This window comes from Arthrobacter sp. PsM3 (assembly GCF_030433895.1).
Classification (GTDB): Bacteria; Actinomycetota; Actinomycetes; order Actinomycetales; family Micrococcaceae; genus Arthrobacter.
Map to the genome: position 1 here is coordinate 1 of NZ_JARUXE010000017.1, position 13,752 is coordinate 13,752.

9 protein-coding genes are annotated in these 13,752 nt (G+C 68.6%); 2 read left to right on the plus strand and 7 right to left on the minus strand.

Features of this window, described 5'->3' with window-relative positions; all coding sequences use genetic code 11:
* Window positions 1-55: 55 nt before the first annotated feature.
* Window positions 56-724, minus strand: coding sequence for a lipoyl(octanoyl) transferase LipB (gene lipB, locus QCD75_RS10680; RefSeq protein WP_301228403.1), 669 nt, complete (start codon window positions 722-724; stop codon window positions 56-58).
* A 109-nt stretch (window positions 725-833) separates the two neighbouring features.
* Here lipB and QCD75_RS10685 point away from each other — a divergent pair, with 109 nt between their 5' ends.
* Window positions 834-2,738: a serine/threonine-protein kinase gene (locus QCD75_RS10685; RefSeq protein WP_301228405.1), complete on the plus strand. Its 1,905-nt coding sequence runs from the start codon at window positions 834-836 to the stop codon at window positions 2,736-2,738.
* Between the two features lie 63 nt (window positions 2,739-2,801).
* On the opposite strand, the gene QCD75_RS10690 is transcribed toward QCD75_RS10685, so the two are convergent.
* Window positions 2,802-3,704, minus strand: coding sequence for a TIGR01777 family oxidoreductase (locus QCD75_RS10690; protein ID WP_301228407.1), 903 nt, complete (start codon window positions 3,702-3,704; stop codon window positions 2,802-2,804).
* Between the two features lie 73 nt (window positions 3,705-3,777).
* On the opposite strand from QCD75_RS10690, the gene QCD75_RS10695 reads away from it, so the two are divergent.
* A complete protein-coding gene (locus tag QCD75_RS10695) occupies window positions 3,778-7,386 on the plus strand; it encodes a S41 family peptidase (protein WP_301228409.1) in 3,609 nt (1,202 codons plus the stop codon).
* An 88-nt stretch (window positions 7,387-7,474) separates the two neighbouring features.
* Here the strand turns inward: QCD75_RS10695 and QCD75_RS10700 are convergent, their stop codons facing one another.
* The 5 genes from QCD75_RS10700 to QCD75_RS10720 form a co-directional block, all read right to left on the minus strand.
* Window positions 7,475-7,903 carry an OsmC family protein gene (locus tag QCD75_RS10700; protein ID WP_056431323.1) on the minus strand — a complete coding sequence of 143 codons (429 nt, stop codon included), beginning with the start codon at window positions 7,901-7,903 and terminating at the stop codon, window positions 7,475-7,477.
* 192 nt (window positions 7,904-8,095) lie between these two features.
* Window positions 8,096-8,446 carry a hypothetical protein gene (locus tag QCD75_RS10705; RefSeq protein WP_301228413.1) on the minus strand — a complete coding sequence of 117 codons (351 nt, stop codon included), beginning with the start codon at window positions 8,444-8,446 and terminating at the stop codon, window positions 8,096-8,098.
* Between the two features lie 99 nt (window positions 8,447-8,545).
* The gene (gene sucB, locus QCD75_RS10710) at window positions 8,546-10,312 is read right to left on the minus strand and encodes a 2-oxoglutarate dehydrogenase, E2 component, dihydrolipoamide succinyltransferase (protein ID WP_301228415.1); all 1,767 of its coding nucleotides are present in this window, start codon (window positions 10,310-10,312) and stop codon (window positions 8,546-8,548) included.
* A 126-nt stretch (window positions 10,313-10,438) separates the two neighbouring features.
* On the minus strand, window positions 10,439-11,824 hold the full coding sequence (gene lpdA / locus QCD75_RS10715) for a dihydrolipoyl dehydrogenase (protein ID WP_301228417.1): 1,386 nt from the start codon (window positions 11,822-11,824) through the stop codon (window positions 10,439-10,441).
* Window positions 11,825-12,075: 251 nt separating this feature from the next.
* Window positions 12,076-13,602, minus strand: a complete 1,527-nt coding sequence (locus QCD75_RS10720; RefSeq protein WP_301228419.1) for a leucyl aminopeptidase — start codon at window positions 13,600-13,602, stop codon at window positions 12,076-12,078.
* Window positions 13,603-13,752 lie beyond the last annotated feature (150 nt).

Sequence of the window (13,752 nt, forward strand, 5' to 3'; positions counted from 1 at the left end):
GTGGCCGCATTCCGCTGCTCGATCCGCAGCATTTTCCGGCCTTCTGGTGCCAGGGTCACAGTAGAGCTCCTTCATGGGTTGCAACTAGCGCTTCTTCATTGTTGCGTAGTTCTTCGATGATCCGCGACACGAGGTCGGCCGGCGCGACGTCCCGGCCCGTCTCCTGCGAGATGGTGGTGACGCCGGCGTCGGTAATGCCGCAGGCGATGATCTGGCCGTACGGTGCGAGGTCGTTGTTGCAGTTGACCGCGAAGCCGTGCATCGTGACGCCCTCATGCACGCGGATGCCGATCGCGGCGATCTTGCGCGCAGGGCCTTTCTCGTCCTGGTCGATCCAGACGCCGGCGCGGCCCTTGATCCGGACGGCCTCGATGCCGTAGTCGGCGAGGACGGCGATGATCACTGCTTCAAGCCGCTCCACGTAGTCGCGGATGCCGGATTTGTTCCTGAGCTTGATGATGGGGTACCCAACCAGCTGTCCCGGGCCGTGCCAGGTGAGCTTGCCGCCGCGGTCCACCGGGACTACGGGAGTGCCGTCAAAGGGGCGCTCGTGGTCTTCGGTGCGCTTGCCGGCCGTGTAAACGGCGGCGTGTTCCAGCAGGAGGACCGTGCTGGGGGCAGTGCCGGCGAGGACCCTCTCATGGAGTTCGCGCTGGATGTCCCAGCCGCGTGAATATTCAACGAATTCCGGGGCGAGACCCAGCTGGGAGAACTCAAGAGTCATGCCATCCAGCTTAGACCCCGGGTGTCCCAGCGGCTGATTCTGTGGCGAAGCTCTCACCGCCCTGTGGATAACTTCTGCGGGAATCCGACGGATCCGCTATTCCTTGGCTATGGAAGATTACGAAGCGGCCGGCGTTGCGGCACCCGAGGTTCCCGGATACGACGTCGGCCGGTGCCTCGGACGCGGCGCCAGCGCGACCGTGTGGCTCGTGACGGAACAGTCGACCGGACGCCAGTTCGCGCTGAAGTCGTTTTGCACCGGCCCCGGCACTGGCTCTGACGCAGACGACGTGCAGGAATCGATCCGGCGCGAAATGAGGATCCTGTCCGTTTTGGAGCACGAGCATCTGGTGCGGGCCCTGGGAGTGCTGCGCATGCGCAGCGGTCGTAGGCCCGGCATCGGCGACGGCGACGGCGACGGCGACGGCGGTCAGGGCGGTGATGGCGCTGGCGACGGTGGTGGCGGCGGCAATGACGGCGGGGACGACGACGGCGGTGGCGAACGCGGCGACGGTTCCTCGGGCGGACGCCTCGGTTTGATCATGGATTACGCAGCGGGCGGCTCGCTGGGCCAGCTCGTGGCCGGCAGGGGGAACCTCGGGCCGGGGGAGACGGTGACGGTTCTGACGCCCATCGCCCAGGCCCTAGCGTATCTGCACAGCCAGGGCTTCACCCACGGAGATGTCTCACCCGGCAACGTGTTGTTCACGGCGCACGGAAAGCCGCTGCTGGCCGATCTTGGTGTGGCCCGCATGGTGGCTGATGCCAGATCGGTGTCCGGGGTCGGGACCGAAGGCTTCCGTGACCCGGCGCCGGTGGACCCCGTCCGGGCCGGACTGCAACCGGACCGGGACGTCTATTCGCTCGCAGCGCTGGGCTGGTTCTGCCTGACAGGACACGCCCCTGAGCCGGGTGCGCAGCGGCCTCCGCTGCCTCTCCTGGTTCCGGGGGTTCCGGCAGCACTGACCGCGGCGCTGGAAGCCGGACTTCAGGGGGACCGCAGGCTCCGGCCCTCCGCCGCCGAGCTGGCGGCCGCCGTCCACCGCAGCGCCGCGGCCGCGCCGGTGGACCTTTCGGTCTCGGTCCACCACACCGTCATTCCCCAGCTGCTGACCCGCCGCTCCCTGCCCGGCACGGCACGCGAGCGGCGGGCCGAACTGCTCCGGTCCCTGCCGCGCCGCTTCCACAGGACCCGCTCGGCCGGGCCCCTGCCCTCCGCGTTGCCTCCACGCGCCGGGCCAACCACCGGCCCACCCGCCGGGTTGACTGCCGGGAGAACCGGAGCGCGCCACGCTGCCCGTGGGGTGTTTCGCGGCCGCGGCAAGGCCGGCCAAGGCAAGGCACGTCCGAAACCTGTGGGGCCGAAACCTCCGGGCCCCCGCGGCTACCGGGCCGCGGCTGTGGGTCTGGCGTTTGGCGGTGTCCTCGTCGTCGTGTGGGCATTCGCCGGTGCCCGGCTGCCCATGCCATTTTCAAACGTCGAAAACCTGGAGGCTGGTCACAACTCCGTCCCTGCTCCCGGCACGCCCGCTCTGGGTGCCGCCGTCGTTCCTCCGGAGGTGCAGGCCCAGCTCGCGTCGCCGGACCCTGAGGAGGCGGTCCGCGGGCTGGCCCGGCTGCGCGCTTTGGCGTTCAGCTCGGGGGATTTCCGGCTGCTGGAGCAGGTAAACGTCCCGGAGTCCTCAGCTGCCGTGGCGGACGGACGGATCAGCGCCGCGCTTACGGAGTCCGGCCGCGTGCTGGCCGGTTTCTCCACCGTCCTCACCGAGGTGTCGGCTGCCGGGGAGGACGGCCGGCCGCTGGCAGTCGTGGCCGTCAAGGCGGCTACGTCCGCCTACCGGGAACGCGATGCCACCGGGACGGTGGTGGCCGATGCTGCTGCCGTGCCGGCACAGCAGCTGAGGCTGGTGCTGGTGCCGGTCGAGGGCCGCTGGCGGATCCGGGACATCCTTCCGGCCGACGCGGGTAACGGGTCCGGTGCCGGGAACGGTGCCGACGCGGCTACCGGGGGCTAAGGACGTTGGGGCTCCTAAGAACCGCGGCTCCCTGGGACCGCGGCTCGTCAGGGCCGCAGCGCCTCAGTCCTCAGAGGCCCGGCCGGCCACCCAGGCGGCGGCCTCGGCGAGCGAGGGGTGCTGCCATTCAAAGCCGGCTGCGCTCAGGACTGCCGGCTCCATCCGCTGGCTGGCGAGCAGCAGCTCCTCGGCGAGTTTGCCCATCACCAGGCGCAGCACCGGCGCGGGGACGCGCAGCACCGCCGGCCGGTGCAGGGCCGAGGCCAGTTGCGCGATCAGCGAGTTGACGTCCGCGGTTTCCGGACCGCACAGGTTCACCGGCCCGGACAGTGGGTTGCTGAGCAGGAAATCGAAGGCGCCGGCGACGTCGGGGAGCGTGATCCACGGCCAGTACTGCCGCCCGTTGCCCAGCGGTCCGCCCACGCCCAGCCGCAGCAGCGGCATCAGCCGTCCCAAAGCGCCCCCCGAACGGCTCAGCACGACGCCGGTGCGGGGAGTGACCACCCGGACGCCGGCCGGAGCCTCGTGCGCGGCAGCCTCCCAGTCGATGCAGATCCCGGCGAGCACACCGCTGCCCGCGGGGGCATTTTCCCGGAGCACCGCCGCGCCGGCGTTGCCGTAGTAGCCGGATCCCGACTGGCTCAGGAAGACCGCCGGCGGAGTGTCCAGCCGCCCCATTGCCGCCGTCAGTGTCCGGGTCGCCCCCAGCCGCGAGTTGCGGAGTTCGTTGATACGGGACCGGGTCCAGGGCCGGTCGCCGATGCCGGCGCCGGAGAGGTTGATGACGGCGTCGGCGCCCTTCAGCGCGGTGTCGTCGATGCTGCCCTCCGCGGGGTTCCACTGGAACTCGGAGGCCGCGGCGGGCGGCCGCCTGACCAGCGTGCCGACGTCGTGCCCGGAGAGGCGCAGGGAGCGGGAAATGGCGGTTCCGATCAGCCCTGAGGCGCCGGCAACAATGATTCGCATGATCCATCTCACCATGCCCGGCACGACGGGGACACCTCCCGGGCGGGACGGCCCTCTTGACTATGATCTAACGATGACCTCTTCGAGTTACTTCCGTTTCCCGCATCTGCACGGTGATCTGGTCACTTTCGTGGCCGAGAACGACGTGTGGATCGCGCCCCTGGGCGGGGGCCGCGCCTGGCGCGTGTCCTCGCTGCAGCTGCCCGCCCGCAACCCGCGTTTCACGCCGGACGGCAAGCGGCTGGTGTGGACGGTGGTTCAAGGAACGGCACCGGAAGTTGTCACCGCGGATGTCGACGGCGGCGGCTACCGCCAGCTGAGCTACTTCGGCCACGCCACCACCAAGGTCAAGGGCTTCACCCCCGACGGCGACGTGCTGGTCACGAGCGCCTTCCGCCAGGCTGACAGCCGCCATACCCATGCCTACAGCCTGCCCGTCGCGGGCGGCTGGGCCACCGAACTCCCGCTGGGCCCGGTGGAATCCGTCGCCTTTGGACCGGTCGTCGGAGACGAACGCCCCGTAGTCCTCGCCAGCGTGCTCTCCCGCGAGCCGGCATGGTGGAAGCGCTACCGCGGCGGAGCGGCCGGCAAGCTCTGGATCGACGCCGACGGAAACGGCGAATTCGAACGCCTCGCCGCCGCGCTGGACGGCAACCTGACCGACCCGATGTGGATCGACGGCCGGATCGCCTTCCTCTCCGACCACGAGGGCTTCGGCAACCTCTACTCCGTGCTGCCCAACGGCTCGGATCTGCGCCGCCACACGGACCATGAGGACTTTTACGTCCGGCACGCCGCGACCGACGGCCAGCGCATCATTTTCGAGTCGGCCGGTGAGCTGTGGCTCCTGCCGAACCTCGGCGCGGACGCCGTCAAACTCGAGATTTCGCTGGGGTCCGCGTCCCAGGCCCGCCGCGCCGCGCCGTTGAAGCCGTCCAAGCACCTGGGCGACGTGGTTCCGGACCGCACCGGTGGCTCCAGCGCGGTGGAAGCCCACGGCACGCTGCACTGGCTGCGGCACAAGGACGGCCCTTCGCGGGTCCTGGAGGCCACCGCCGGTGTCCGTGCCCGCCTGCCCCGCCCCTTCGGCGAGGGCCGGATCGCCTACGTGGCCGACCACGACGGCGTCGAAGCCCTGTATCTGAAATCGATCGCCGGACCCCTGGACTTCGGAGCGCCGGACTCCGGAAACCCGGGCTCCGGGACCACCTCAGCCGGGCACCAGCCGGGCGGAAACCCGGCCGACGGAGAGCCGGCCGACCCGGCAGCGCAGAAAGCCGCGACGCCGCAGGAGGGGTCCGACGCCGGCACACCCCTGCCCAGCCCCGTCTCGGCGGCGGCGCTCACCCGGCCGGACGCCGTCGCCGCCGTCGCGGCACCCACAGCCGCACCCACAGCCGCCGCCACGGCCCGCCAGACAGCGGATGCCGCTGACGCCGCCGACACCGCCGGCCCGGCGGAAGCAACCGCCCCGGCGCCGCAGGGACGGCCCCCTCAGCTTACCCGGATCGAATTCCCCAAGCCGACCCGGGTGAGCGCCATCGAGGCCAGCCCGGACGGCCACTGGCTCGCCGTGGGCACCGCCTTCGGGGACATCTACCTCGCCGACACCCGCACGGGCACCCTGTCGCTCGTGAGCAGCATCGGCGAAGGCAGCATCGAAGGCTTCAGCTGGTCTCCGGACTCGGCCTGGCTGGGCTGGTCCGAGCCGGTCACCTCCTTCGGGTCCCGCAGCCGGCTGCGCCTCACAGGGGTCCACGACGCCGGCGCCGCAGCGGACGGGATGCGCACCATCATCGACGTCACAGACGGACGCTTCCGCGACGAATCGCCGTCGTTCACCCCCGACGGCAAGTACCTCGCGTTCCTCTCCAACCGCAGCTTCGACCCGGTCTACGACGGACACTCCTTCGACCTGTCCTTCCCGAGCCCGATCAAGCCCTACCTCGTGGCCCTCGCCGCGGACACACCCTCGCCCTTTGGTCCGAGCGTGGACCTGCAGGAAGCCCCCGAGGCCACGAAGCCGGCGGACAACGCGGACGCGGACCAGGTTCCTGCGGTCCGGGTCGACGCCGACGGACTGGCCCACCGGGTCATCAGTGTGCCGGTGCCGCAGGGCAACTACTCCGACCTGACGGCGACCGCCGGAGCCCTGCTCTGGCTCGACAGCGAACTCTTCGGCGTCACCGGCGAGGGCCGCGCCAGCCTCGAGGACAAGAACGCGGCACCGTGCCTGGTCCGTTTCGACCTGGCCCGGCGCAAGGCCACCACCATCGTGGACGCCCTGGACAGCTACCGGCTCTCCGGCGACGGCGAGAAGGTCGTGGTCCTGCAGGACAAGCAGGTCCGGGTCTCGCCAGCCAACGCCAAGGCGGACGAGGAGGCCGGCCAGCTGGTCAAGGTCGACCTCAGCCGTGTCCGTGTGCAGCTCGATCCGCTCAGCGTCTGGGGGCAGGCCTTCGATGAAGCCTGGCGGCTCCAGCGCGACTTCTTCTGGACCGAAGACATGGCCGGGCAGGACTGGGACTCGGTGCACGCCCGCTACCGTCCGATCGTGGACCGGCTCGGCTCGCACGACGACCTCGTGGACCTGCTGTGGGAGCTCCACGGCGAACTGGGCACCTCCCACGCCTACGTCCGTCCCTTTGCTGTCACCGAGAACGGCAGCAACGGCCAGGGCCGCCTCGGCGCGGATCTCGCCTTCACCGGCCAGGGCTGGGAGATCACCCGGATCCTCGCGGGGGAATCCTCCGACCCGCTCGCCATTTCGCCGCTGACCCGCCCGGGCGCTGACGCCAAACCGGGAGACCTGTTGCTGGCGATCGACGGCGTCGAACTCACCGAAGCGAGGACCCCGGCCATGCAGCTGGTGGGCGCCGCGGGGCGCGCCGTCGAGCTCACCCTCCGCAACGGTGCCGGGCACGGAAACCGGGCCGGCAAGCAGCGCCGCGTCGCTGTGGTCCCGGTCCGGGACGAGGAGCGGCTGCGCTACCAGGAATGGGTGGCCGCCAACCGCCGGACGGTCCGGCAGGCCTCGCAGGGGAACTTCGGCTACCTGCACATCCCCGACATGATGGCGAACGGCTGGGCCCAGCTGCACCGCGACCTCGACACCGAAACGGCCCTCGACGGACTGATCGTCGACGTCCGCCGCAACCGGGGAGGACACACCTCCCAGCTCGTCGCGGAACTCATCGGCCGCAAGGTCACCGGCTGGAGCATGCCGCGCGGGGAGCGGCCGCGGACCTACCCGCACCATGCGCCGCGCGGTCCGGTCATCATCCTGACCGACGAATTCGCCGGCTCCGACGGCGACATCATCACCCAGGTCTCCAAGCTGCGGGGGATCGGCCCGGTCATCGGCACCCGGACCTGGGGCGGCGTGGTTGGCATTGACAACCGCTTTGCCCTCGCGGACGGCACCGGCGTTACCCAGCCGCGCTACGCCACCTGGTTCTCCGGCGGGGTCGGATGGGGTGTCGAGAACTTCGGCGTCGCGCCGGACATTGAAGTCACTTTCCCGCCGCACGCCTACGCCGCCGGCACCGACCCGCAGCTGGAATACGGCATCGGCGCGCTCAAGGAAATGATCCAGGAGCTGCCCACGGACCGTCCGCCGCTGCGCGAGGGCTACCGCCTCGTGCGGCCTGCCCCGCTACCGGCCCGCCGGCCCGGGGCCTAACCCGCAGCACCCGCCGGCGCGGCCCGCAACGGCAGAGGCCCCCGTTCCCTGCAGGGAACGGGGGCCTTCGCCTTTGGCGCGTCAGAAGCTAGGAGGCCAGGGTGGCGTCCAGGGTGATCTTGATGCCGGTGAGGGCGGCCGAGACGGGGCAACCCACCTTGGCTTCCTCGGCGATACGCTGGAATTCGTCTTCCGTGATTCCCGGAATCCGCGCGCTGACGGTCAGGTGGCTGTCCGTGATGCCGGTGCCGGGCACAAAGGTGACATCAGCCTTCGTGTTCACTTCCTCGGGCGTGTGGCCGGCCTGGGCGACGGCGAGGCTGAAGGCCATCGAGAAGCAGGCCGAGTGGGCGGCGGCGATGAGCTCTTCGGGGCTGGTTTTGCCCTCGGAAGCCTCAGCGCGCGCCTTCCAGGTCACATCGAAGTTGCCCAGCCCCGAGCTGTCCAGGGTGGTGTTGCCTGCGCCCGTCATCAGGTCGCCATTCCAAACAGTGTGTGCGGTGCGTGTTGCTGCCATGTCCACTCCTCAAGTTCGTTGAAATCCACAGACCCGGCGATCCGCCGGATCATGCCGTTTCCCATCCTAGGGATTTCGCGCTGCCGCCGCACCGGTGTCCGCTGTCAGTGGATTGTGACCCTCCGTTGAACGACGACGGCGACGCTCCCCGTGCGGGGTGCGTCGCCGACGTCGGACTACGGGGCTACAGGACTACTGCCAGAGGGTGGCGACTGCGATGTTGATGAGTCCCATCCCGCCGACGGCGTGTGCCAGGCCCTTGGGGACGCCCGCACCGGACGTCGCCTTGCGGTACCCGATAACAGCGGCGACCAGCACAACGATGGCGATTACCAGTTTGACCGCGATCTTGCCGTAGTTCAGCGGATCGTGGGTGGCGCCCGCGATCCCTACGAGTGCCAGCCCGGTGACCAGCTGCGCAATGGCGCCGTACAGCTGCACCGGCAGGACCGTGGGCTTCTTGAATGTGGCGAACCAGCCGCCGACGATCGCGGCGGCGCCGAGGATGTGCAGGAAGACCAGAAAATATTTAAGAATGTCCATGGCTTCAGCTTAGCGACAAACTGTCGGTAAACACTGCAGGGCACCCTCCCTTGCGGGAAGGTGCCCTGCAGTTGCCTGATGTCAGGCGGGGTACAGCTCCTAGAGCCCCAGGTCGGCCTCGAAGGCGCCTTCCTCAAGGCGTGCCTTCAGCGTCTGCAGGAAGCGTCCCGCGTCGGCGCCGTCGACCAGCCGGTGATCGTAGGTCAGGGAGAGGTACATCATCGAACGGATGGCCAGCGAGTCATCGCCGTTCTCATCGGAAACCACGACGGGCCGCTTGACGATCGCGCCGGTGCCAAGGATGGCCACCTGCGGCTGGTTGATGATCGGGGTGTCGAACAGCGCGCCCACGGAACCGATGTTGGTGATGCTGAAGGTTCCGCCGGAGAGCTCGTCCGGTCCGATCTTGCCGTTGCGGGTGCGGTCCGCGACGTCGGCGATCTTGCCGGCCAGGCCGGCGAGGTTCAGGTTGCCGGCGTCGGCAATAACCGGAACCAGCAGGCCCTTGTCGGTGTCCACCGCAATCGCCAGGTGCTCGGCGTTGTGGTAGGTGATCTCCTGCTTGTCCTCGTCGTAGGAGGCGTTGACCTTCGGGTGCTGCTTCAGGGCTTCGGCAACAGCCTTGGCGATGAAGGGCAGGAAGGTCAGCTTGGAGCCGTTCTGGGCCTGGAAGGAGTTCTTGGCCTTGGCGCGCAGCTTGGCAACCTTGGTCATGTCGACCTCGTGCACCTGCGTTAGCTGCGTGGAGATGTCCAGCGACTCGCGCATGCGGCGGGCTATGACCTGGCGGATCCGCGGGGCCTTCTGCACGGTGCCGCGCAGCGAGGACTGGTCAGCGGAGGGGCGCGCGGCCGGTGCGGCTGCCGCAGGAGCCGGGGCTGCCTTGGCTTCCGCCGCTGCCAGCACGTCCTGCTTGCGGATGCGGCCACCGACGCCGGTGCCGGTCAGGGAGCTGATGTCCACGCCCTGCTGGTTGGCAAGCTTGCGGACCAGCGGAGTGACGTAGCCGGACTCTGCAGCCGAAGCGGCCGGGGCAGCTTCCTTGGCCGGAGCTGCGGACGGGGCTGCGGGAGCTGCCGGGGCAGCTTCCTTGGCCGGAGCCGCGGGAGCGGCCGGAGCAGCTGGTGCCTCCTTCTTGGGGGCCTCAACCGGAGCAGCTTCCCTGGGAGCTTCCTGCTTCGGTGCTGCTGCTTCCTTCGGAGCCTCAGCGGCGGGAGCCGCAGCGGGGGCAGCGGCACCGGAACCGATCACGGCGAGGACGGAGCCGACCTCGGCCGTTTCATCCTCGGCGACGCGGATTTCCTGCAGTACGCCGGCGACCGGGGACGGGATCTCGGTATCGACCTTGTCGGTGGAAACCTCGAGCAGCGGCTCGTCGACCTCGACGGTGTCGCCGATGCTCTTGAGCCAGCGGGTGACGGTGCCTTCGGTGACGCTCTCGCCCAGGGCCGGGAGCGTGACCTCGTGGCCTTCGCCGGCGGGCGCGGCAGCTTCGGCAGCCGGCGCCGCGGCGGCGGGAACCTCAGCGGCGGGGGCCGGTGCCTCGGCGGCCGACGGCGATTCGGCAGCAGGTGCTTCCTCGGCCGGTGCCTCGGCTGCGGGGGCTTCGGCTGAGCCAGCGGAACCGGAGCCGTCGCCGATGCGCACGAGGGGCGCGCCAACTTCAGCGGTCTCGTCTTCGGCGACGAGGATTTCCTCGATCACGCCGGCGATCGGAGAGGGGATCTCGGTGTCTACTTTGTCGGTGGAAACCTCGAGCAGCGGCTCGTCCACCTCTACCCGGTCACCTACCTGCTTGAGCCAGCGGGTGACGGTTCCTTCGGTGACACTCTCACCGAGGGCGGGCAAGTTAACGGATTCAGACATGTCGTCCCCGTTCTCCTTATTGATCTTTAGTGCGGATGATTGCTGCCTTGGTCGAGCTTAGTGCACCCGGCATTTCTGGCCGGGTGCACCAAGCACGGAGATCTTGCGGTGGTGCGGGCGGAACTGTTAGCCGTGAAGGGGCTTGCCGGCCAGAGCCAGGTGGGCCTCGCCCAGGGACTCGTTCTGGGTCGGGTGCGCGTGGACCAGCTGGGCCACGTCTTCCGGGTACGCTTCCCAGTTCACGATCAGCTGGGCTTCGCCGATCTGCTCGCCCATGCGGGCACCGATCATGTGGACGCCGACGACGGGGCCGTCCTTCTGGCGGACCAGCTTGACCAGGCCGGACGTGCCCAGGATGGAGCTCTTGCCGTTGCCGGCGAGGTTGTATTCCTGGGTCTGGATCTGGTCGTCACCAAACTTGGCCTTGGCGGCCTTTTCCGTGTAGCCCACCGTGGCGATTTCGGGCTCGGAGTAGGTGACCTTGGGGATGTTGACGTCCTCGACGACGACGGGCTTCAGGCCGGCGATTTCTTCGGCGACGAAGATGCCCTGCTGGTAGCCGCGGTGTGCGAGCTGGACGCCGGGGACGATGTCGCCCACGGCGTAGACGTTGCCGACGCCGGTGTGCAGGCGTTCGTTGGTGATGACGAAGCCGCGGTCGATGGTCACGCCGGCCTCTTCATAACCGAGGTTCGCCGTGACCGGGCCGCGGCCGACGGCCACGAGCATGAGGTCGGCTTCGAAGGTCTTGCCGTCCACCAGGGTGACCTTGACGCCGTCGGCGTTCTGCTCAACGCCCTGGAAGAAGGTGCCGGTGGAGAACTTGATGCCGCGCTTCTTGAAGGCGCGCTCGAAGGCCTTGACGATCGTCGCGTCCTCGTTCGGGACCAGCGACGGCAGGCCCTCGATGATGGTGACGTCGACGCCGAAGGACTTCCAGACTGAAGCGAATTCGACGCCGATCACGCCGCCGCCCAGGATGATGGCGCTCTTGGGGATGAAATCCATGGTGAGGGCTTCGTCGGAGGTGATGACCTTGCCGCCGATTTCCAGGCCCGGCAGCGAGCGGGAGTACGAGCCGGTCGCGAGGACAATGTTCTTGCCCTTGTACGCGGTGCCGTTCACCACGACGGTGTCGGTGCCCTGGAGCTTGCCTTCGCCCTCGATGACGGTGATGCCCTTTTTGCCCTTGATAAGTCCCTGCAGGCCCTTGAACTTGCCGGCGATGATGCCGTCCTTGTAGGCGTTGACAGCGGTGATGTCGATGCTGTCCAGGGTGACGTTGACGCCGTACTTCGCAGAGTCGCGGGCGTGGTCGGCCAGTTCTGCCGAGTGCAGCAGCGCCTTGGTGGGGATACAGCCGTTGTGCAGGCAGGTGCCGCCCAGCTTGCCCTTTTCGATCAGGCCGACGGTGAGGCCGAGCTGAACGGCACGCAGGGCAGTTGCGTAGCCGCCGCTGCCGCCGCCGAGTACCAGGATGTCGAATTCTTGCGCAGTTGCCTGATCGGCCACTAAAACGCTCCCTCGCGTGAACGATGACGCGAGAGTACGCATCATCTGGTCTTGGAACTTTCCTGCCGTGATTATGCCAGCAGGACTATTCCCTTTCATTTGTGACTACCGGAGTTCACCTTAGCGAACCACTAATACATGCTCCACCTTGCCGTGGCGTTTGTGGAGCGCTTGTGTCCAGTGTCACGCGGCCTTGTGTCCGGGGTATCAGCCCCGGCCGCAAGGCCGCGCAGACGTCCGGGCGGGGAGGCCTAGGCGGTTTTGGCCAGGATGTCCTCGGCGTAGGCCACGAGGGTGCGCACGGTGCATCCGGTGCCCTGCTTGTGGTTGTAGCCGTAGGGGCTGCCGTTGTTGAAGGACGGGCCGGCGATGTCGATGTGTGCCCAGGGGATCTGTTCGCCGTCCTTGCCCTTGCCGACGAATTCGCGCAGGAAGACGGCCGCCGTCATCATGCCGCCGTGGCGTTCGCCGATGTTGGCGAGGTCCGCGACCTGCGAGTCGAGGCTGGGGCGCAGCTCTTCGGGAAGCGGCATCGGCCAGACGAGCTCGCCCGCGCGGTCCGCTGCAGCCTTGATCGGGCCGGTAACCGAGTCGGAGCCCATGACGCCGGCCGTGCGGTCGCCGAGGGCGACCAGCTGCGCGCCGGTGAGGGTGGCGACGTCGATGATGGCGTCCGGGAACTCCTGGCTTGCGGCGACGATCCCGTCCGCCATGACCAGGCGGCCCTCGGCGTCGGTGTTGAGGACCTCGACGGTTTTGCCGCCGAACATGGTCAGCACGTCTGCCGGACGCTGGGCAGCGCCGGAGGGCATGTTCTCGGCAATGCAGAGCCAGGCGGTTGCCTTGACAGGCAGGCCGAGGCCGGCGATGGCCAGCACGCTGTTAAGGACCACGGCGGCGCCCGCCATGTCGGACTTCATGTCGCCCATGCCAAGAGCCGGCTTGATCGAGATGCCACCGGTGTCGAAGGTGATGCCCTTGCCCACGAGGGCGATCTTGGCGGTGGCCCTGGCGGGGGAGTATTCAACCTTGACCAGGCGCGGCTGGCGGGTGGAGCCCTTGCCGACGCCGAGGATCCCGCCGAAGCCTTCCTTTTCCAGGCGCTTCTCGTCCCACACGGTCACCTTGACCGGCAGGCCCTTGGACAGTTCCCTGGCCGCGTCGGCGAAGGATTCGGGGAACAGGTGGCTCGGCGGCTGGTTGACCAGGGAACGGGTGGCGTTGACTGCCTTGCCGATCAGCGCGGCACGGTCCAGCACCGGCTTCAGGGCCTTGTCCGCGGCAAAGTCCGTGACAATCACGACGTTCTTCACCGGATCCTTCAGGCCCTCCTTGGAGGAGCGGTACTCGGTGAAGGAATAGGCGCCCATTGCGGCACCCTCGGCGACGGCGGCCACCTCGGCAAGGGACGACGTCGGGAGGGCCAGGGCGACCGTGTCGACGCCGGCGAGCTGGCGGACGGCCGAGCCGGCGGCGCGGCGGAGTGCCTCTTCGGTAAGCGGCTGCGATCCGGAAACTTTGCCGACCCCGGCGAGCACCAGGACCTTGGCGCCGGCTTCGGTCAGGCCCGGGAGGCGGTGGGCCTGGTCGGCTGCCCCGGTGATGCCAAGAACAGTCAGTGATTCCGCCAGGGCTTCGGCGGCCTTGGCCGTCAGGGGGTTGCTGAGCAGGACGGGTCCGTCCGTGCCCTGCCCCACGCCGATGACGAGGGCATCGCTGGGGGACCGCTTGAGGTCCCCGGCGACTGCACTAAGTTTGACTTCAGTATTCTTGACCACGAGGGCAGTCCTCAATTCTCTGAGTTTTTTGCGGCAGGAACTGCATGTTCGGCGCCCTGCCATGGAACCTGGGCCACTGTCGGTTTGAGACGTAACCCAGGTGTCTTCAAGCCGTCATAAGGCCAGTCCCGATCGTAGTCTCTCCCCGGC

What these genes read in the sequence shown, in the direction of transcription:
- lipB (WP_301228403.1), bottom strand. Translation starts at nt 724, where the DNA reads ATGACTCTTGAGTTCTCCCAGCTGGGTCTCGCCCCGGAATTCGTTGAA.
- sucB (WP_301228415.1), bottom strand. Translation starts at nt 10,312, where the DNA reads ATGTCTGAATCCGTTAACTTGCCCGCCCTCGGTGAGAGTGTCACCGAA.
- QCD75_RS10695 (WP_301228409.1), top strand. Translation starts at nt 3,778, where the DNA reads ATGACCTCTTCGAGTTACTTCCGTTTCCCGCATCTGCACGGTGATCTG.
- QCD75_RS10700 (WP_056431323.1), bottom strand. Translation starts at nt 7,903, where the DNA reads ATGGCAGCAACACGCACCGCACACACTGTTTGGAATGGCGACCTGATG.
- QCD75_RS10690 (WP_301228407.1), bottom strand. Translation starts at nt 3,704, where the DNA reads ATGCGAATCATTGTTGCCGGCGCCTCAGGGCTGATCGGAACCGCCATT.
- QCD75_RS10685 (WP_301228405.1), top strand. Translation starts at nt 834, where the DNA reads ATGGAAGATTACGAAGCGGCCGGCGTTGCGGCACCCGAGGTTCCCGGA.
- QCD75_RS10705 (WP_301228413.1), bottom strand. Translation starts at nt 8,446, where the DNA reads ATGGACATTCTTAAATATTTTCTGGTCTTCCTGCACATCCTCGGCGCC.